Annotated in this window: 17 protein-coding genes; 11 read left to right on the forward strand and 6 right to left on the reverse strand. The window is 59.0% G+C overall.

The window, feature by feature from the left end; genetic code table 11:
- The first annotated feature begins 2 nt into the window (after nt 1–2).
- Nucleotides 3–833: an AraC family transcriptional regulator gene (locus BK658_RS05180; RefSeq protein WP_123581349.1), complete on the forward strand. Its 831-nt coding sequence runs from the start codon at nt 3–5 to the stop codon at nt 831–833.
- Between the two features lie 59 nt (nt 834–892).
- Here the strand turns inward: BK658_RS05180 and BK658_RS05185 are convergent, their stop codons facing one another.
- A complete protein-coding gene (locus BK658_RS05185; RefSeq protein ID WP_123581350.1) occupies nt 893–1,747 on the reverse strand; it encodes a sulfurtransferase in 855 nt (284 codons plus the stop codon).
- 301 nt (nt 1,748–2,048) lie between these two features.
- Nucleotides 2,049–2,720, reverse strand: a complete 672-nt coding sequence (locus tag BK658_RS05190; RefSeq protein ID WP_054594481.1) for a TetR/AcrR family transcriptional regulator — start codon at nt 2,718–2,720, stop codon at nt 2,049–2,051.
- Between the two features lie 147 nt (nt 2,721–2,867).
- Here BK658_RS05190 and BK658_RS05195 point away from each other — a divergent pair, with 147 nt between their 5' ends.
- The 5 genes from BK658_RS05195 to BK658_RS05215 all read left to right on the forward strand — a co-directional run bounded on the left by BK658_RS05195 (nt 2,868) and on the right by BK658_RS05215 (nt 7,557).
- Nucleotides 2,868–4,298, forward strand: a complete 1,431-nt coding sequence (locus BK658_RS05195) for a coniferyl aldehyde dehydrogenase (RefSeq protein WP_123581351.1) — start codon at nt 2,868–2,870, stop codon at nt 4,296–4,298.
- A 23-nt stretch (nt 4,299–4,321) separates the two neighbouring features.
- A complete protein-coding gene (locus tag BK658_RS05200; RefSeq protein WP_123581352.1) occupies nt 4,322–4,867 on the forward strand; it encodes a twin-arginine translocation pathway signal protein in 546 nt (181 codons plus the stop codon).
- A gap of 126 nt (nt 4,868–4,993) precedes the next feature.
- The gene (locus tag BK658_RS05205) at nt 4,994–6,589 is read left to right on the forward strand and encodes a GMC family oxidoreductase (RefSeq protein WP_123581353.1); all 1,596 of its coding nucleotides are present in this window, start codon (nt 4,994–4,996) and stop codon (nt 6,587–6,589) included.
- Nucleotides 6,590–6,704: 115 nt separating this feature from the next.
- Entirely contained in the window at nt 6,705–7,184 is a 480-nt protein-coding gene (gene coaD / locus BK658_RS05210; protein WP_008019993.1) for a pantetheine-phosphate adenylyltransferase, read from the forward strand.
- Between the two features lie 121 nt (nt 7,185–7,305).
- Nucleotides 7,306–7,557, forward strand: coding sequence for a YfhL family 4Fe-4S dicluster ferredoxin (locus tag BK658_RS05215; protein ID WP_019694109.1), 252 nt, complete (start codon nt 7,306–7,308; stop codon nt 7,555–7,557).
- 109 nt (nt 7,558–7,666) lie between these two features.
- Here the strand turns inward: BK658_RS05215 and BK658_RS05220 are convergent, their stop codons facing one another.
- The 3 genes from BK658_RS05220 to BK658_RS05230 form a co-directional block, all read right to left on the reverse strand.
- Entirely contained in the window at nt 7,667–7,990 is a 324-nt protein-coding gene (locus BK658_RS05220; RefSeq protein ID WP_123581354.1) for a multidrug transporter, read from the reverse strand.
- Nucleotides 7,991–8,044: 54 nt separating this feature from the next.
- Complete coding sequence (gene mutM, locus BK658_RS05225) at nt 8,045–8,857, reverse strand: bifunctional DNA-formamidopyrimidine glycosylase/DNA-(apurinic or apyrimidinic site) lyase (RefSeq protein ID WP_123581355.1); 813 nt, start codon at nt 8,855–8,857, stop codon at nt 8,045–8,047.
- A 295-nt stretch (nt 8,858–9,152) separates the two neighbouring features.
- Complete coding sequence (locus tag BK658_RS05230) at nt 9,153–9,968, reverse strand: HDOD domain-containing protein (protein WP_185019781.1); 816 nt, start codon at nt 9,966–9,968, stop codon at nt 9,153–9,155.
- A 201-nt stretch (nt 9,969–10,169) separates the two neighbouring features.
- On the opposite strand from BK658_RS05230, the gene BK658_RS05235 reads away from it, so the two are divergent.
- From BK658_RS05235 to ilvD, 5 genes are all read left to right on the forward strand, one after another.
- Nucleotides 10,170–11,366 carry a class I SAM-dependent rRNA methyltransferase gene (locus BK658_RS05235; protein WP_123581357.1) on the forward strand — a complete coding sequence of 399 codons (1,197 nt, stop codon included), beginning with the start codon at nt 10,170–10,172 and terminating at the stop codon, nt 11,364–11,366.
- Nucleotides 11,367–11,815: 449 nt separating this feature from the next.
- Nucleotides 11,816–12,910, forward strand: a complete 1,095-nt coding sequence (locus BK658_RS05240; protein ID WP_123581358.1) for a SagB family peptide dehydrogenase — start codon at nt 11,816–11,818, stop codon at nt 12,908–12,910.
- Nucleotides 12,891–13,868: a diiron oxygenase gene (locus BK658_RS05245; protein WP_123581359.1), complete on the forward strand. Its 978-nt coding sequence runs from the start codon at nt 12,891–12,893 to the stop codon at nt 13,866–13,868. The genes BK658_RS05240 and BK658_RS05245 overlap by 20 nt, the downstream gene beginning before the upstream one ends.
- The gene (locus BK658_RS05250; protein ID WP_123581360.1) at nt 13,861–15,069 is read left to right on the forward strand and encodes an MFS transporter; all 1,209 of its coding nucleotides are present in this window, start codon (nt 13,861–13,863) and stop codon (nt 15,067–15,069) included. Before BK658_RS05245 ends, BK658_RS05250 begins: the two co-directional genes overlap by 8 nt.
- Nucleotides 15,070–15,328: 259 nt before the next feature.
- Nucleotides 15,329–17,170, forward strand: coding sequence for a dihydroxy-acid dehydratase (ilvD, locus tag BK658_RS05255; protein ID WP_123581361.1), 1,842 nt, complete (start codon nt 15,329–15,331; stop codon nt 17,168–17,170).
- Nucleotides 17,171–17,334: 164 nt separating this feature from the next.
- On the opposite strand, the gene BK658_RS05260 is transcribed toward ilvD, so the two are convergent.
- Complete coding sequence (locus tag BK658_RS05260; protein ID WP_123581362.1) at nt 17,335–18,390, reverse strand: HAD family hydrolase; 1,056 nt, start codon at nt 18,388–18,390, stop codon at nt 17,335–17,337.
- Between the last annotated feature and the right edge of the window lie 140 nt (nt 18,391–18,530).

The raw sequence follows: 18,530 nt of genomic DNA on the forward strand, positions 1-18,530 counted from the left end.
TCATGGAGGCCAATCCGGGCGAGTCGATCCACTTCTGGCAAACGGCACCTTTGGCCGGCGTAGAGCTGTTGTCCGCGCGCTACATCGAACAGCGCTTCGTCCCCCACGTACACGACGGTTTCGTCATCGGCATCATCATGGCCGGCGCTCAACGCTACCGCTATCGTGGTGCCGAGCACCTGGCCGGCAGCGGGACTCTGGTGGTGATCAATCCGGACGAGTTGCACACTGGCCACAAAGGGACGGACAACGGCTGGCTGTACCGGGCGTTCTATCCCGACAACCAGCAAATCCTTTCGTTGCTCGGCGAACTTGAGCTGCCTGACCACGACTTGCCGGCCTTTGGTGCGACGCTGTATCGCGACCCGGACCTGGTGAGCGGCCTCTGCCAACTGCACCGTTTGCTGGAGAGCCCTGCCAGTGCGCTGCAACAGCAGACCGCATGGCGGGAAATGATGTTGGCGTTGCTGCAACGTCACGCCGCAGTGGCAACGCCTGGCCAACCTGGCCAGGAACATCGGGCCATCGCCCGGGCCAAGGAACTGATGCGCGCGCAACTCGCTGCGCCGCCCTCCCTGGAAGAACTGGCCGCGGCGGTGAACCTTTCGCCCTTCCACTTCGCCCGAGTGTTTCGCTACGCCACCGGCATGCCGCCGCACGCCTGGTTGATGCAGCAGCGTATCGCCCAGGCCCGTGCGTTATTACAGGAAGGCTGCCTGCCGCTGGACGTTGCCGCCCGGCTCGGCTTTGCCGACCAGAGTCATCTGAGCCGGCAGTTCAAGAAGGTTTACGGCGTAGGGCCGGGGGCTTATCGCAGTGCCCGACTGCTTTGAATCTCAAAGCCCCCTAATACCCCTGTGGGAGCGAGCTTGCTCCCACAGGGGATTTGCGATTAGTCGCCGGTAGCGACGCCCCGCGCAGGATCGGTGATCCATTCGCTCCACGACCCGGCATACAGCGAGCCCAATGGATAACCGGCCAGGCACAACGCAAACAGGTTATGGCACGCGGTCACGCCCGAGCCGCAATACGCCACCAGCTCGGTCGGCGAACGATCACCCAGTTTCGCGGCAAAGCGCTGCTTGAGCTGATCGGCGGGAAGGAAGCGCCCATCGGCGCCCAGGTTGTCGGTGAAGGCCGCGCATTGCGCGCCGGGAATGTGCCCGGCGACCGGGTCAATCGGCTCGACCTCGCCACGAAAACGCGGCAAACCCCGGGCGTCGAGCAAGGTCAGGGTCGGTTGACCGAGGCGTTGTTGCAGTTTTTCGGCGCTCACTAACAAGGTGTGGTCAGGTGCACCGGTAAAGGAGCCACGGGTGCTTGCCGGTGCATCCAGGCTAAGCGGCAAACCCGCCGCGTGCCAGGCCTTGAGGCCACCGTCGAGAATGAACACGCCATCGCGCTTGCCCAGCCACGCCAGCAGCCACCAGGCCCGCGCGGCATACATGCCGGGGCCGTCGTCATACAAAACGATTTCGCTGTCGTTATTGATACCCCAATCCTGCAAACGCTGAATCAAGTGATGCGGCGTCGGCAATGGATGGCGACCGGTGACCCCCTTGACCACGGGCCCGCTGAGGTCACGTTCAAGGTCCGCAAACGAGGCCCCCTCGATATGCCCCTGGGCATAGCTACGCTGGCCATAATCCGGGTCTTCGAGGGCAAAACGACAATCCAGAATCACCAACCCGGCCTGAGCCTTTTTCTGGTCCAGGGCGTTCGGGCTGATCAGTTGCGCAATGGGCATAGCGGGCTCCTGTGGTTAGGGGGTGTTCTCAATTAGTTTCCACACCGCGCCGGGTCTGCTGTTGTGCAGGGCAAGGCGCGAGAAGCGTGATTTGGTCATTCCAAATAAGCTTCGAGCAACGCAGCCCTGCACAACAGCAGGCCCGGCCCTTCGGGTTGTGCCTTAAAGCGGGCCAGGCTGCGTTGCAGGCCTTGGAAAGGGAGCAACCATTCCCAGCGGCCTGCGCCTTGCCTGGCCCGCTTTAAGGCGACAACGCGGTGTGGAAACTAATTGAGAACACCCCCTATGTCTTTGATCGATCCTACTGCACTTCTTCCAGGGCCTGGGCCAGCGGCACGTAAAACTCCTCGAACAAGGCATTGACCGCCTCGCGCGCTTGCTCCGTGACAAATCCTGCTTCCAGCACCAGCACCTGATACACGCCACGTTTAATGGCTTGCTCGCTGAGATGGTTGGAATTTTCCCGTGTGGTGCACAGAAAGCGCACCCAGGATGTGAGGATAATCCAGGCGTTGAGCGTCAAGGACTCGATCTGGACCTTGTCCATGCACAGGATGCCGGCGTCGACGAAGCCTGCGTAAATCGCCGTGCCCTGGATCAGGCACCGTTGCGAAAAACGCCGGTAACGGGCAGCCAGTTCCACATCGTTGTCGAGCAAGTGCTCGAGGTCACGGTGCAAAAACCGGTAGCGCCACATGGCGGACAGTAGTTCCTGCAAGTAGAAGCGCTTGTCTTCAACGGTCGCGGCGCGGCCTTGGGGTGGGCGCAGGAAGCTCTCTACCAGGGCTTCGTACTCACTGAACAACACAGCGATGATCGCCTGCTTGTTGGGGAAGTGGTAGTACAGGTTGCCCGGAGAAATCTCCATGTGCGCGGCAATATGGTTGGTACTGATGCTGCGTTCACCCTGTTGATTGAACAGCTCCAGGCTGTTCTGCACGATGCGCTCGCTGGTTTTTATTCGTGGGGCCATGGCTTGAGCTTTAATTCTTCTGTGCGTTGCCGGGCATCTTACGACCTATCCGCTGGCGGATAAATCATCGGTTCCCGAGGATGTCATTTGACTTTCTAGAGCATAGACTCTAAAAACTTCCTCATTCTAAAAAAAACCGGAGCTACCATGCCCGCCGACATTGCCTACCTGCAAAACTCTCAACAGCCATTGAGTGAGCTACACGCTCTGTTTGCCGCCCAGCGCCAGGCCTACGCGGCCCACCCGATGCCGCCGGCCGCGCAACGCCAGCAATGGCTCAAGGCATTGCGTGAGCTGTTGAGTGACGAGCGTCAGGCCTTGATCGACGCGATCAGCCAGGATTTCAGCAACCGCAGCGCCGATGAAACCCTGCTCGCCGAGCTGATGCCGAGCCTGCACGGTATTCAATACGCCAGCAAACACCTCAAAGGCTGGATGAAAGCGTCACCACGCAAGGTAGGCATCGCCTTTCAGCCGGCGTCGGCCAAGGTGGTTTATCAGCCGCTGGGCGTGGTCGGGGTCATCGTGCCGTGGAACTACCCGCTGTACCTGGCCATCGGCCCGTTGGTCGGCGCGTTGTCGGCGGGCAACCGGGTGATGCTCAAACTCAGCGAATCCACACCGGCCACCGGACAACTGCTGAAAACGTTGCTGGCCAAAGTGTTCCCCGAAGACCTGGTGTGCGTGGTGTTGGGCGAAGCCGAGGTCGGCATGGCCTTCTCCAAACTGCCCTTCGATCATTTGTTGTTCACCGGCGCCACCAGCATCGGCAAACATGTCATGCGTGCGGCGGCAGAGAACCTGACGCCGGTGACACTGGAATTGGGCGGCAAGTCTCCGGCAATCGTTTCCCACGATGTACCGCTCAAGGATGCCGCTGAACGTATTGCCTTCGGTAAAACCCTGAATGCCGGACAAACCTGCGTCGCGCCGGACTACGTGCTGGTGCCGGAAGATCGGGTCGGCTCCTTCGTCGAAGCCTATCGTCAGGCGGTTCGCGGGTTTTACCCGACACTCGCGGACAACCCGGACTACACCGCCATCATCAATGAGCGCCAATTGGCCCGGCTACGCAGCTACCTCAGCGACGCCACCAGCAAGGGCGCGCTGCTGATCCCGGTCTTCGAACAGGATCAGGACCGACGCATGAGCCATAGCCTGCTGCTGAATGTCAGCGACGAGATGATCGTGATGCAGGACGAAATCTTCGGCCCGGTGCTACCGATCGTGCCTTACAAGAATCTGGACCAGGCGTTTGCCTACATCAACCAACGACCACGTCCGCTGGCGCTGTACTTCTTCGGCTACAACAAGGCTGAACAAAATCGCGTCCTCAACGAAACCCATTCCGGCGGCGTGTGCCTGAACGACACCTTGCTGCACGTCGCGCAAGACGACATGCCGTTTGGCGGTATCGGCGCTTCAGGCATGGGCCATTACCACGGCCATGAAGGCTTCCTGACGTTCAGTAAAGCCAAAGGCGTGCTGATCAAGCAGCGCTTCAACGCGGCGAAGCTGATTTATCCACCTTACGGCAAGTCAATCCAGAAGCTGATTCAGAAGCTGTTCATCCGCTGACGCCTCATGACCGGGTAATAATAATGAACCCAAGCCTGTCCGAATCCCCCGCGCTGACACGGCGCGGCCTGCTTAAATTCAGTCTCTGCGCCAGTGCCTTCCTGACCACGGCGGGTCTCGGCGCCAGCCTCAGCGGATGCTCGGCCAGCACCCCGGTCAGCGGTTTCGCCATGTTGCGCAGCAGTGATCTGCCGTTCTTGCGCGCGCTGATCCCGGTAATGCTCGACGGCGCCGTGGCCATCGAAAACCTCCCGGCCGCCGTCGAAGGCACCCTGCAATCGCTGGACCATGACCTTAATCACCTGTCGCCGGAAATGCTCAAGCTGACCCAACAATTGTTCGACGTGCTCGGCATGACCGTCACTCGCGGGCCACTGACCGGCATTTGGGGCCACTGGGAAAACGCCAGCAGCGACGACATTCGCCAATTCCTGCGACGCTGGCAAAACAGCTCGCTGAGCCTGTTGCGCATGGGCCACAGCTCGATCCTGCAACTGGTGATGATGGCCTGGTACAAGCGCGCCGAATCGTGGGCACATTGCGGGTATCCCGGGCCGCCAACGGTTTAGACCGTGGCCCCCTATCGCGAGCAGGCTCGCTCCCACAGGGGGTTCGCGATCCATGTGGGAGCGAGTTTGCTCGCGAAGGCGCCAGCCGCATCACCACCGAATCCAAAACAATAAGAGAGCCCAAAGATGCCCGTACCCGATCCGTTCCGCGAAGGCCTGGCCCGTGGCTGGAAAACCTACAACGGCTCGCAACTGGCCAATGATCTGACGCTGGAAGCCGACATTGCCATCATCGGCAGCGGCGCTGGCGGCGGCACCACCGCCGAAATACTCAGCGCTGCCGGTTACAAGGTGCTGTTGATCGAAGAAGGCCCACTCAAGACCAGCAGTGACTTCAAGATGCTCGAAGACCAGGCCTATTCCAGCCTTTATCAGGAAGGTATCGGCCGCATGAGCAAGGACGGCGCGATCACTATCCTGCAAGGACGCGCAGTCGGTGGCACAACGCTGGTCAACTGGACCTCAAGCTTTCGCACCCCCGAACCGACCCTCGAACACTGGGCCACAGAACACGACGTCAAGGGCCACAGCCCGGCCGAAATGGCGCCCTGGTTCGAGAAAATGGAGCTGCGCCTCGGCGTCGCCCCATGGATGATACCGCCGAATGCCAACAACAACGTGGTCAAAAAAGGTTGTGAACAGCTCGGCTACAGCTGGCACGTGATCCCGCGCAATGTGCGCGGTTGCTGGAACCTCGGCTATTGCGGCATGGGCTGCCCGACCAACGCCAAGCAATCGATGATGGTCACCACCATCCCCGCAACCCTGGAAAAAGGTGGCGAGCTGCTCTATCTGGCCCGCGCCGAACAACTGCTGATCAAGGATGACAAAGTCACCGGCCTGCGCTGCGTAGCAATGGATGAGCGCTGCGTGGCGCCGACCGGGCGCAGCATCACCGTCAAGGCGCGGCATTACGTACTCGCCGGTGGCGGCATCAACAGCCCGGCATTGTTGCTGCGCTCCAAAGCCCCGGATCCCCATGAACGCCTTGGCAAGCGGACTTTTCTGCACCTGGTGAACATGTCCGCCGGGCTGTTCGACGAGGTGATCAACCCGTTCTACGGCGCGCCGCAGTCGATTTACTCCGACCATTTTCAATGGCAGGACGGCACCACTGGCAAAATGTCCTACAAGCTCGAAGTACCACCGCTACACCCGGCGCTGGCGGCGACCTTGCTCGGTGGCTTTGGTGAGGAGAACGCTCGATACATGCAGCAATTGCCGCACACCCACGCGATGCTGGCCTTGCTGCGGGACGGTTTTCACCCGGACAGCCCTGGCGGCAGCGTCGAATTGCGCGGCGATGGCACACCGGTGCTCGATTACCAGGTTTCAGCCTATGCCTGGGAGGGTATACGTCGAGCGTTTCACAGCATGGCCGAGATCCAGTTCGCCGGCGGTGCCAACGCGGTCATGCCGATGCACGCCGATGCGCGTTACGTGAAAACCCTGGCCGAGGCACGCGAGCTGATCGACGGCCTGAGCCTTGAGCTGTACCGCACACGACTGGGCAGCGCTCATGTGATGGGCGGTTGTGCCATGGGTGAAGACCCGAAAAATGCCGTCACCGACAGTCTCGGCCGTCATCATCAACTGAGTAATCTGTCGATCCATGATGGCTCGCTGTTCCCCACCAGCATTGGCGCCAACCCGCAATTGTCGGTCTATGGACTGACCGCGCAACTGGCGACAGCGCTGGCCATGCGTTTAAAAAACCCATGAAAAAAGCCATAATTCGCACCGTCTATAGTGCTTTCTTACCCCAAAGGCGACTTGGCCGACCGGGAAGGCTGCGATACCATCCGACTCCCCAACGGACTCCCGCCAGGACGACGCGATGAACCGAGTGTTGTACCCAGGTACCTTCGACCCTATTACCAAGGGCCATGGCGATCTGGTCGAACGCGCCTCGCGCCTGTTCGATCACGTGATCATCGCCGTCGCCGCCAGCCCGAAGAAAAACCCGCTATTTCCCCTGGAACAGCGTGTGGAGCTGGCCCGCGAGGTCACTAAACATTTGCCGAACGTCGAAGTCGTCGGTTTTTCGACGCTGCTGGCGCACTTTGCCAAAGAGCAGAACGCCAACGTGTTCCTGCGTGGACTGCGCGCGGTGTCGGACTTCGAATACGAATTCCAGTTGGCTAACATGAACCGCCAATTGGCCCCGGATGTGGAAAGCCTGTTTCTCACCCCCTCCGAGCGTTATTCGTTCATTTCTTCGACATTGGTCCGTGAAATTGCAGCCCTTGGCGGTGATATCACCAAGTTTGTCCACCCTGTCGTGGCCGATGCGCTGACCCTGCGCTTCAAAAAGTAGGGGGGATGGGCTGCAATCTCTTGCAGTCCATCGCGCCTGCGTGCACTGCGGGCGCCGATGCGGCACAATTGTACGCATTAGTTTTCAGATGCCTGGGCAAACTACCCTGGCAGGAGTCCCAATGTCCCTGATCATCACCGACGATTGCATCAACTGCGACGTCTGCGAACCTGAGTGCCCGAACGCCGCCATCTCCCAAGGCGAAGAGATCTATGTGATCGACCCGAACCTCTGCACCCAGTGCGTCGGCCACTACGATGAGCCACAGTGCCAGCAGGTTTGCCCGGTGGATTGCATTCCACTGGACGAAGCGCATCCAGAGACTCAAGAGCAGTTGATGGAGAAGTACCGCAAGCTTACTGGCAAGGCCTGATTATGCGGTGTCCATAAGGACGCTATCGCGGGCAAGAACTAGGCGTCCCCCCGCTCCTACAGGTACGTGTGATCTGTAGGAGCAAGGCTTGCCCGCGATGCTTTTAAAGCTACTGCTGCTGCTCAAACCCCTCCCCGATACACCCCAGGCAACGGACGAACGCCGCTTTCGCCGGATCGACCACCAGTGCCTGCCCTGCATCGCCTACCCCGCCGCCCAGCACGGTAAACGGCAAGGACACGATAAACACCCCCGCACCAATCACCGTCGCCGCGACCAGCAACGGGCGTGCGATCAGCAGATCGCCGATCATCGCGTAGGCCGGTGGGTTGTGGATGCTGTAATTGGGATCGCCACTGCCGCCGTCGGACGCCTGGGCAGATAAGCCGATGCTCAACAGCAGCGCAGCAGCAAGGGTTCGAATCGATGTCATGGCACGGTCCTTCGGCTAGGCAGTCAGACCACTAACTATAGACCGTAGGAATTCTCAGCTCTGACAGCGCGGGCAAAAGACGCTGGCGCGCTGCCCGAGGCGAACTTCCCGCAATTCGGTACCACAGACCTTGCACTGCTCACCGCCACGGCCGTACACGAACAGCTCTTGCTGGAAATACCCCGGCTGGCCGTCACCGCCAATGAAGTCGCGCAGCGTGGTGCCGCCGCGTTCGATAGCAGCGGCCAGAATGCGTTTGATCTCGATCGCCAGCTTCAGATAGCGCGCCCGGGAAATCCCCTTGGCGTCGCGGCGCGGGTCAATCCCGGCAGCAAACAGTGCTTCGGTCGCATAAATGTTGCCAACCCCGACCACCACCGCGTTGTCCATGATGAACGGCTTGACCGCCATCGAACGCCCGCGTGACAGCTGGAACAGCCGCTCGCCATCGAACAGATCAGTCAGCGGCTCCGGCCCCAGACGAACCAGCAACTCGTGATTCAGCGGATCGAGGCTCCAGAGCATCGCGCCAAAACGTCGCGGGTCGGTATATCGCAGCGCCAAGCCGGATTCGAGTTCGATGTCCACATGCTCGTGCTTGAGCGCCGGCAAGCCGACTTCCACCAGACGCAAATTCCCCGACATGCCCAAATGGCTGATCAACGTGCCGACTTCGGCGTTGATCAGCAAATACTTGGCGCGTCGCTCCACCAACACGATGCGCTGCCCGGACAGCCGCACATCGAGGTCCTCGGGGATCGGCCAGCGCAGACGTCGATCACGCACGATCACGCGACTGACGCGCTGCCCTTCAAGGAACGGGGCAATACCGCGACGGGTGGTTTCGACTTCTGGCAGTTCAGGCATGGCGCACTCGGTTCAGGAAAGGTCTAGGGTCTGTTGACGTTTGGTGGCGGCCGCGACGGATGCCCGCTTGGTGCAGGGCAAGGCGCGAGGAACGCGGTTTGGTTGTTCCAAATAAGTTCCGAGCAACGCAGCCCTGCACCAAGCGGGCCCCGTCCCTTCGGGTTGCGTGCCAACGTGCGCGAGGCTGCGTTGCGGGATTTGCTAAGGGAACACCATTAGCGGCATCCCGCGCCTTGCCTCGCACACGTTGGCACAGCAACGCGGCTCGCCACCAAACGTCAACAGACCCTAACACTCAATGATGAGCGCCAAGCTCACGAATCGTCTGTTTGAGGTTTTCGAAGTCGTAGTCCGAGAGACCGACATAATCGAGCACCAGGTGCCCGATACTATCCCACTCGTGGTCTTCGGTCTGATTGCCCAGCACCCGATACGACGCGCAAATGTGTTCAGCCATCTTCAGGATCGCCAACAAGTTTTTCAACTGGCTATTACGGGATGATTCATCGCTGAAAATCGCCAGTACATTGTGGTGATTGGCGATAGCGTTGGTCACATGCTCCGGCAGGCGCCAGGACTTCGCGGTGTAGTAACCGACCACGGCGTGGTTGGTGTTGAGTAAGCGGTTCTCGGTATCAACCACCCGGCACTCGGCGTTGGCACTGGCGTAGGCTTCTTCCAGCACCGACATATAGTTGGGGAAGCGCTTGAGCATCAACGGCACGCCACAATCGTGGAACAGGCCTAACGCATAGGCCTCGTCCACAGCCTGCGAACCAATGCGCTTGGCCAGGCTCAGGCTGGTCATCGCCACGTCCTGGGCGGTGTCCCAGAATCGATTCAAGGTGACGATGGTGTCGTCATTCATCTCGCCCTTGATCGACTGCGCGTTGATCAGGTTGATGACCGAGCGACTGCCCAGCAGGTTCACCGCGCGCTGGATCGAGGCGATTTTGTTGCTCAGCCCGTAATACGGCGAATTGACGATCTTCAACAAAGCGCCAGAGAGGCCCGGGTCTTGGGAGATCAACTTCGCGATCACTTCCAGGTCCGGGTCCGGCATGTACTGCTCCATCTGCAAATCCACCATGATTTGCGGTTGAGGCGGCACGCTGATGCCTTGCAGGGCCTGTTGAATCTGTTCGGAAGATAGCTCTTGGGACATACGTACTCACTCTGGGCCAAGGGGCGATTCTAGCGGAAAAAATCCGCCACATGGGCGATCTGTCCGACGCAACGCCCAGAAACAACCGCGCTGCCCCTCCCATCTAGCGCTATAATCCCGCTCTTTTTTTTCACCTGGAGCGACGTCATGTCCCTGCCAAGCTTGCGCCTCAAAGCCAACGCCGACCGTCGCCTGCGCGCCGGCCACCTGTGGGTCTACAGTAACGAAATCGACGTAGCCGCCTCCCCGCTGCACGGCTTCAAGGCTGGCGATCAAGCGATTCTCGAAGCTGCCGGCGGCAAGCCGCTGGGCATCGTCGCCATGAGCCCGAACAACCTGATCTGCGCTCGCCTGCTGTCGCGCGACATCAAGTTGCCGCTCGACAAGTCGCTGCTGGTGCACCGCCTCAACGTTGCGCTGTCCCTGCGCGAGCGCCTGTTCGACAAGCCGTTCTACCGCCTGGTCTACGGCGACTCCGACCTTCTGCCAGGCCTGGTGGTCGACCGTTTCGGCGACATCCTGGTAGTGCAGATCGCTTCGGCAACCATGGAAGCGCATAAAGAAGACGTGATCGCTGCGCTGACCCAAGTGCTCAAGCCAAGCGGCATCCTGTTCAAGAATGACTCCGCGGCCCGTGACGCCGAAGGCCTCAACCGCTACGTCGAAACCGTGTTCGGCCTGGTGCCGGAGTGGGTTGCCCTGGAAGAGAACGGCGTGAAGTTCGAAGCACCGGTCATCCAGGGACAGAAAACCGGCTGGTTCTACGACCACCGCATGAACCGCGCGCGCCTGGCACCTTATGCCAAAGGTAAACGCGTGCTGGACCTGTACAGCTACATCGGCGGCTGGGGCGTGCAAGCTGCCGCTTTCGGTGCCAGTGAAGTGTTCTGCGTCGACGCTTCGGCCTTCGCCCTCGACGGTGTCGAGCGTAACGCCGCACTGAACGGTTTCGCCGACAAAATGACCTGCATCGAAGGCGACGTGTTCGAAGCCCTGAAAGAGCTGAAAGCCAGCGAAGAACGATTCGACGTCATCGTGGCCGACCCTCCGGCGTTCATCAAACGCAAGAAAGACATGAAGAACGGCGAAGGCGCCTACCGTCGCCTGAACGAGCAAGCCATGCGCCTGCTCAACAAGGACGGCATCCTGGTCAGCGCTTCATGCTCTATGCACCTGCCGGAAGACGATCTGCAGAACATCCTGCTGACCAGCGCCCGTCATCTGGACCGCAACATCCAGCTACTGGAACGTGGCGGTCAGGGCCCTGACCACCCGGTACACCCAGCCATCGCTGAAACCCGCTACATCAAGAGCATCACCTGCCGCCTGCTGCCTAACAGCTGAGTTCGCTGGCTTGGCGGGGAGCCCACCGGCTCCCCGTCATAGCTCCCCCCGACGAACTTTTGCCATATTCAAAACATAACTTTCTTACTCTTATTCCCCTATCAACTTGCAGGACGTTTCCGCGCACCTACCCATCCAGCGAATAGAACTTACAACCAGCTCTAATCTGTGGGATCACTCCCACAAAACTACTGGAACACTCCTACCAAATTCCCCCTTGCTGAAAGTTCAATACAACCTATTCTCTAAATGTCACCAAGCAGGTGGCACCCACTACAAGCTGCATAACTACAGGGAGTTACAAAAATGAAAGCAATTAATCTGGAAGCTAAAAAAATCGCTAACCTGGCTTTTCTGGTTGCCCCAAAAGCCCGTTAAGTGATTGAGACGCTGGGGAGTGCCGGCGCCCCAGCGCCCTCTCTGACCACCTTCAGAGTATTCCAGCTACCATGCATATAAACCCACATTTATTCATGCTCGCCCGCTCTCCCCATTTAATAATCTGGGATTACAAGAACCACACTCAATTCGAGTTAAACCTGGAGTACTCGACTCGCCTCACACAACTTATTGAAGACCCCGAACAATTTTGCAGCAACAACATAATCGATAGCGACCTTCTTAATACCCACATACTAATAACTGCAGAAGTAGACACTATAAAATGGGGATGGGATGAACTTTCAAAAATCTTCCACACCGGAACAAAAAACATTCCCTGTGAACATACACCCTACGACATTCATGAATGGTCGAAACAGTATCTGGACCATTGCAACGAAGTACTGGCCACACCATCGCCCACGGAGATGCGTGCGCAATACCCGACAGACGATCTGATTATCCTGCCTCCCCCTTCAAGCTCGCCGGCCAGCTCTCTGGTCAAGTCATTGTTCAGCAGGAAAACCTGTCGCGCCTTCAATGAAGATGCTGTCTCGCGGAGCGACGTCAGCACGCTGCTGTACCTGTCACTCGGTCATCTGAAAGAACGCGAATGCGATAGCGACGACGCCATTCCTGAAGGCCTCGGAGCCAGACGCAGCAGCCCTTCCGGTGGCGGGCTGAATGCCTGTGAAGGGTTCATCTACGTGCGTAATGTCAGTCAATTGAAGCCAGGCTTCTACTGCTACCACAGCGATCGGCATGCACTGAGCCTGGTGAATCCCTTGCCTGAAGAGCCGCTCGGCCAACTGCTGTGCGGCCAGCACTTCATCAACAACTTGCCATTCGGATTGTTCATCACGTCGCGCTTCGACGCGCTGTGGTGGAAATATGAACACTCGCGAGCCTACCGAATGGCCTATGTCGAAGCCGGCCACATCTCGCAAACCTTTCAGTTGATCGCCACCGCCTTGGGGCTGAACACCTGGTTGACCGGGGCCCTCACGGACGACCGGGTCGAAACACTGCTGGGGCTGCACGACAGCGCCGAACAACCTTTGTTTTTTGTCGGCTGCGGACACGGCGACGGACAAGCGCTGTGCGCGGAACTGAAAGCCCTGATCAACCGCCAGGAAACCGATGATGCCCATTGCGATCAATGAACCAGACTCCCTGCCAGTCTCGCCGATCCACAGGTTTACCCTGGGTGACTGGAACAACAACGCATCGGTGCGCAGCAGCCAGAACGCTTACCTGCTGCCTCCTGAACTTGAGCGCGAACTGGAAACCAGGGACTGGTTCCCTCCGGCCTTCCTGCCTTATCTGAAACACCCGTTGCTTGAAGAAGCCGGGAAATCGATCCGCCATCGGCTGACCGCCAACCATCTGGTGTACTTCCTTGATTACACCACTGTGCTTGAACACCGGATCGTAAACCGTGCGGTCGAGACCATTATTCATGGCGAACTCGACGTCCCGATCCCCCGGCAGATGAAAACCGCCGCCCTTCAGCTCTACACCGACGAGGGTTATCACGCGCTGTTCTCCAATCTGGTCGCCGAGCAAATCGCAGTGTTCTACGGGATAAGAAATCGCCCTGCGGATCCACTACGGATTCACCGTTTAAAGACCTTGATCAATAACGCCTGCAATAAGCACAAAGCCCTTGCATGGTTTCTGGTCGGGTTTGTCTCGGAGACGATCATTGCCAAAGAACTGCTCGACATTACTCGCGACAGCCTGGTTTCTACTGTCCACGAAATGCTCACTCACCACTTGCTGGACGAGGCCCGACACAGCCGATATTTCTGCGAGGTGTTCAATTACCTGTGGCCGACGATGGACAGCCACCAACGCGAATTCGCCGGGAAATTTCTACTGGATGTCATCAGCAGCTTCTTTGAGATCGATGAACCGTGGCTGAGTGAGAACCTGCATAGCGTCGGTCTGCCCACGGCATCGATAGCCAATATTCTCAGTGGTGTTTCAGACAAGCAAGCGGGTATCCAGCGCGCCCGTTCGGGAGCAGCAGCTACGTTACGGGCGATGAAAAAATCCGGCGTCTTTGCACTGCCCTTTAACCAGCAACTCTTCGTCAAGGCGGGGCTGATCGATGTCTGAAGTGACGGCAGCAATCGGTGATAAAAAACGCAGAGGCGCCATCGGCCTGCTGATGGCAATGACTCTGCTCGGGGTCTTCCCGATCGACGTTCTGTTGCCATCGTTTCCTGCGCTATCGGAACATTTTCGGACTGAGCCAGCAGACATCGCGCTGTCCATCAGCCTGTTTGCCATCGGAATTGCCCTCTCGCAAATTCTGATCGGACCGCTGTCGGACATTATCGGTCGCAAGGAGCTACTGCTGGCCGGCATGGCGGTTTCGACTCTCGGCGCGCTGGGATGTGCGCTGTCCACGGAATATTTCTACTTCCTGCTGTTTCGGCTCGTCCAAGCGCTGGGCTGTGGCTGCTTCATGTTGTCTCAGGCGCTGGTCCAGGACCTGTTCGAGGGTGAGCAGCGCGACCGTCTGCGGATTTTGATGGTCACCGCCGGGGGGATTTTCATCTCGATCTCACCACTGGCCGGCACCTTTCTACAAGGGATGATGGACTGGCAAGGTAGTTTCCTGGTTTTTGCCATACTGGCGGGCGCGGTATTTATCAAGGCCTGCTTCTTTCTCGAAAGCTCTCGCGCCATGACCAGCGGGCCTCACCCGAATATCATCCAGTCGTATCGACGAGTCTGCAGCAACTTCAGCTTCATGGCCTATTGGCTGATATCAGCCTTTGCGTTCGCCTGCCATTTTTCATTCATCGTCATTTCACCGCTGATTTTCATGGAGCAGCTACAACTGTCGGCCTATGAGTTCTCCCTGACCCTGCTGGTCTATGGGGCGGCGTACATCGGCGGCGGCATTGTGGCGACGATTCTGAGCCGTCGAATCAACTCCGCCACCCAAATCAACACCGGACTGAGCCTGATCCTGTTGTCGGGACTGGTGATGCTCTATCTGTCGAATCGTTTCGGTCTGTCGGTCCTGACGGTGCTTGTCCCTATGATCATCTGCACCACTGGTACCACCATTGCTCGCCCCGCCGCCACCTCGTGCGCGATGAACCTGTTCCCCGACAGCGCCGGGACTTCGGTATCCGCCGGCAGCACCCTGATTTTCATTGTTGGCGGGCTGATCAGCGTATTGATCAATCTGACCAGCAACGGTCTGCAAACTACTCTGGGCCTGTGTTTCATCCTGTTGAGCGGCACGGGGCTGGCGCTGAATGCCCTCAGCCAGCGTCGCCAGCAAGGCCTGATTGCCGACTGAAGGCCTGCCGGTCGTCACTCATCGTGCTTCACAAGCCCTGGTTCAACGTTTCCCGGCATTCCTTCCTGACGCCAGCGGTGTAGAATCGAACGATTCATCGCCAGTCATCCCCCGGCGGGTTTATGAGCTCAGGCTGAGGCGCGCGGCGATCCCGCAAAGTCATCGGCAACTTTCGGACACACGGCCATTTCTGAGTGTTCCCGAGGTCAATAGAAGCTCACTCCCCTTTTGATACCTGCTTAGCCGCCCGGAGTGCTCCATGCCTGATTACCGCTCGAAAACATCCACCCATGGCCGCAACATGGCCGGCGCCCGCGCACTGTGGCGCGCCACGGGGATGAAAGATGACGACTTCAAAAAGCCGATCATCGCCATTGCCAACTCGTTCACCCAATTCGTACCGGGCCACGTCCACCTCAAGGACCTCGGCCAACTGGTCGCCCGCGAGATCGAACGTGCTGGCGGCGTCGCCAAGGAATTCAACACCATCGCGGTCGATGACGGCATCGCCATGGGCCATGACGGCATGCTGTATTCGCTGCCGAGCCGCGAGATCATCGCCGACTCCGTCGAGTACATGGTCAACGCCCACTGCGCCGACGCCATCGTCTGCATCTCCAACTGCGACAAGATCACCCCTGGCATGCTGATGGCTGCCCTGCGCCTGAACATCCCGGTGATCTTCGTCTCCGGCGGCCCGATGGAAGCCGGCAAGACCAAACTCGCCAGCCACGGCCTCGACTTGGTCGACGCCATGGTCATTGCCGCCGACTCCAGCGCCTCTGACGAGAAAGTCGCCGAGTACGAGCGCAGCGCCTGCCCGACCTGCGGTTCGTGCTCTGGCATGTTCACCGCCAACTCGATGAACTGCCTGACCGAAGCCCTCGGTCTGGCACTGCCGGGTAACGGTTCGACACTGGCTACCCACAGCGACCGTGAAGAGCTGTTCCTGCAAGCCGGCCGCACCATCGTCGAACTGTGCAAGCGCTACTACGGCGAGAACGATGAGTCGGTGTTGCCGCGCAACATCGCCAACTTCAAGGCGTTCGAAAACGCCATGACGCTGGACATCGCCATGGGCGGCTCGACCAACACCATCCTGCACCTGCTGGCCGCAGCACAAGAAGCCGAGATCGATTTCGACCTGCGCGACATCGACCGTCTTTCGCGCCACGTTCCGCAACTGTGCAAAGTCGCGCCGAACATCCAGAAGTACCATATGGAAGACGTGCACCGCGCCGGAGGGATCTTCAGCATCCTCGGTTCCCTGGCCCGTGGCGGCTTGCTGCACACCGACCTGCCGACCGTGCACAGCAAGACCATGGCCGACGCTATCGCCAAGTGGGACATCACCCAGACCAACGACGAAGCGGTGCACCACTTCTTCAAGGCCGGTCCGGCAGGCATCCCGACCCAAACCGCGTTCAGCCAGTCGACCCGTTGGGAAACCCTCGACGACGACCGTGAAAACGGCTGCATCCGCAGTGTCGAACACGCCTACTCGCAAGAAGGCGGCCTGGCCGTGCTGTACGGCAACATCGCCCTGGACGGTTGCGTAGTGAAAACCGCCGGCGTCGACGAGTCGATCCACGTCTTCGAAGGCAACGCAAAAATCTTCGAAAGCCAGGACAGCGCCGTGCGCGGCATCCTTGCCGATGAAGTGAAAGAAGGCGATATCGTCATCATTCGCTACGAAGGTCCGAAAGGCGGCCCGGGCATGCAGGAAATGCTCTACCCGACGTCCTACCTGAAATCCAAGGGCCTGGGCAAAGCCTGCGCCTTGCTCACCGACGGCCGCTTCTCCGGCGGCACCTCGGGCCTGTCCATCGGCCATGCTTCGCCAGAAGCCGCTGCTGGCGGTGCAATCGGTCTGGTACGCGATGGCGACAAGGTGCTGATCGACATTCCGAACCGCTCGATCAACCTGTTGGTCAGTGACGAAGAGTTGGCTGCGCGCCGCGTGGAGCAAGACAAGAAAGGCTGGAAACCGGTTGAGGTGCGCCCACGTAAAGTGACCACCGCACTGAAAGCCTATGCCTTGCTGGCGACCAGCGCCGACAAGGGCGCTGTGCGTAACAAAGCGATGCTCGACGGGCTGTAATGCTTAACCGTTGAACACAAAAATGCCCCGCCAAGCGCGGGGCTGATCGTTCCCACGCTCCCGCGTGGGAATGCCTCAAGGGACGCTCTGCGTCCAGTGACGCGGAGCGTCACGGGCTGCATTCCCACGCAGAGCGTGGGAACGATCAACAATCAGCCAAATGCTTACTGAATATCTTCCGGCTTGACGATCACCCAGTTCTTGTCCGCAGTCACAGCCAGGCCTTCTTTGGCCTGGGCGGCAGCGTGCTTGGCCATCATGCCGTTGAGTTGGGTCATGTATTTGTCCTTGCGGTTGACCCACAAGTGCACGCCGCCCTTGGCCACGTCGACACTGTGAAACAGCATGTAGCCGTCACTGGACGGCGTGTCGCCACCCACCAGCACCGGTTTTTTCCACTCGTCGATGTAGGTCAGGATCGCCGCTTGCTTGCCGGCCATCCAGGTCGCTGGCGTCCACAAATACGGGGTCAACTCCAGACCCAGATTGGCCTTCTCGTCATACTTGCCGGCGGTGATCTGCTTGCGCGCGGTGGTCAGCTCGCCAGTCTTGCGATCCTTGAGCAGCGTGCTCACGCCGATCACATTTTGCGGTTTGACGTTGTAACCGTACTTCGGATCAGCCGCGACCATGCGCACCAGCTCTTCGGAAGCCGCGGTCATCACATAAACCTCGATGCCATTCTCCATCAGCTTGTTGTACAGCTCGGCCTGACCGGTGTAGACCTTCGGCGGCTGGACGTCGATGTTCTTGACCACATCGCCTTCGTAATAGGTGCTCGGCACCGGTTTACCGGAGGCCATCATCTCATCGACGTAGCCTTTGAGTTCCTTGAGAGTGAACCCCGAGAACACCTGAGCGACCCATGGATAGCACACCATGTCGTCGACTTCGCAGAGGCGATAGTAGTAACTGAACAGACTTTCCTTGTGGTCGGCGGTGTCCTTGAACGGCATCAGTTTCAGGGAAGGATCGAGGGTCTCGCGGGTGATCAGGCCCTTGTTCTCCATGAACGGCAACAACGACTCTTCAAGGTCGTAGCGGTAACTGGTGTTGTCCATATCGAACACCGCAAAGTTACCTTTGTTGGCGTTGGCCGCGATCATCGCGTCCAGCTGCTTGGCCTGGGTCTTGGGCCAATGCTTGAGTTCGGTGGCAAACGCCTGACCGGCAAGCCCCAGGCACATTGCGACGGCTAACAGTTTCGGTGCGAACTTCATGTACATCTCTCCCTGAATGAAAGCCATCGACGCTAACAAATCAGTGTGACAGTCCTCGTCTACGCACGACCGCTTGCGTTCAGAATCCGTCACCGGCATTCGCCACAGCGCCATGGGCTTATTCCAAAAACGACAGTAGC

The organism is Pseudomonas brassicacearum (assembly GCF_003732175.1).
GTDB lineage: Bacteria > Pseudomonadota > Gammaproteobacteria > Pseudomonadales > Pseudomonadaceae > Aquipseudomonas > Aquipseudomonas brassicacearum_G.

What these genes read in the sequence shown, in the direction of transcription:
- BK658_RS05180 (WP_123581349.1), top strand. Translation starts at nt 3, where the DNA reads ATGGAGGCCAATCCGGGCGAGTCGATCCACTTCTGGCAAACGGCACCT.
- BK658_RS05185 (WP_123581350.1), bottom strand. Translation starts at nt 1,747, where the DNA reads ATGCCCATTGCGCAACTGATCAGCCCGAACGCCCTGGACCAGAAAAAG.
- BK658_RS05190 (WP_054594481.1), bottom strand. Translation starts at nt 2,720, where the DNA reads ATGGCCCCACGAATAAAAACCAGCGAGCGCATCGTGCAGAACAGCCTG.
- BK658_RS05195 (WP_123581351.1), top strand. Translation starts at nt 2,868, where the DNA reads ATGCCCGCCGACATTGCCTACCTGCAAAACTCTCAACAGCCATTGAGT.
- BK658_RS05200 (WP_123581352.1), top strand. Translation starts at nt 4,322, where the DNA reads ATGAACCCAAGCCTGTCCGAATCCCCCGCGCTGACACGGCGCGGCCTG.
- BK658_RS05205 (WP_123581353.1), top strand. Translation starts at nt 4,994, where the DNA reads ATGCCCGTACCCGATCCGTTCCGCGAAGGCCTGGCCCGTGGCTGGAAA.
- coaD (WP_008019993.1), top strand. Translation starts at nt 6,705, where the DNA reads ATGAACCGAGTGTTGTACCCAGGTACCTTCGACCCTATTACCAAGGGC.
- BK658_RS05215 (WP_019694109.1), top strand. Translation starts at nt 7,306, where the DNA reads ATGTCCCTGATCATCACCGACGATTGCATCAACTGCGACGTCTGCGAA.
- BK658_RS05220 (WP_123581354.1), bottom strand. Translation starts at nt 7,990, where the DNA reads ATGACATCGATTCGAACCCTTGCTGCTGCGCTGCTGTTGAGCATCGGC.
- mutM (WP_123581355.1), bottom strand. Translation starts at nt 8,857, where the DNA reads ATGCCTGAACTGCCAGAAGTCGAAACCACCCGTCGCGGTATTGCCCCG.
- BK658_RS05235 (WP_123581357.1), top strand. Translation starts at nt 10,170, where the DNA reads ATGTCCCTGCCAAGCTTGCGCCTCAAAGCCAACGCCGACCGTCGCCTG.
- BK658_RS05240 (WP_123581358.1), top strand. Translation starts at nt 11,816, where the DNA reads ATGCATATAAACCCACATTTATTCATGCTCGCCCGCTCTCCCCATTTA.
- BK658_RS05245 (WP_123581359.1), top strand. Translation starts at nt 12,891, where the DNA reads ATGCCCATTGCGATCAATGAACCAGACTCCCTGCCAGTCTCGCCGATC.
- BK658_RS05250 (WP_123581360.1), top strand. Translation starts at nt 13,861, where the DNA reads ATGTCTGAAGTGACGGCAGCAATCGGTGATAAAAAACGCAGAGGCGCC.
- ilvD (WP_123581361.1), top strand. Translation starts at nt 15,329, where the DNA reads ATGCCTGATTACCGCTCGAAAACATCCACCCATGGCCGCAACATGGCC.
- BK658_RS05260 (WP_123581362.1), bottom strand. Translation starts at nt 18,390, where the DNA reads ATGAAGTTCGCACCGAAACTGTTAGCCGTCGCAATGTGCCTGGGGCTT.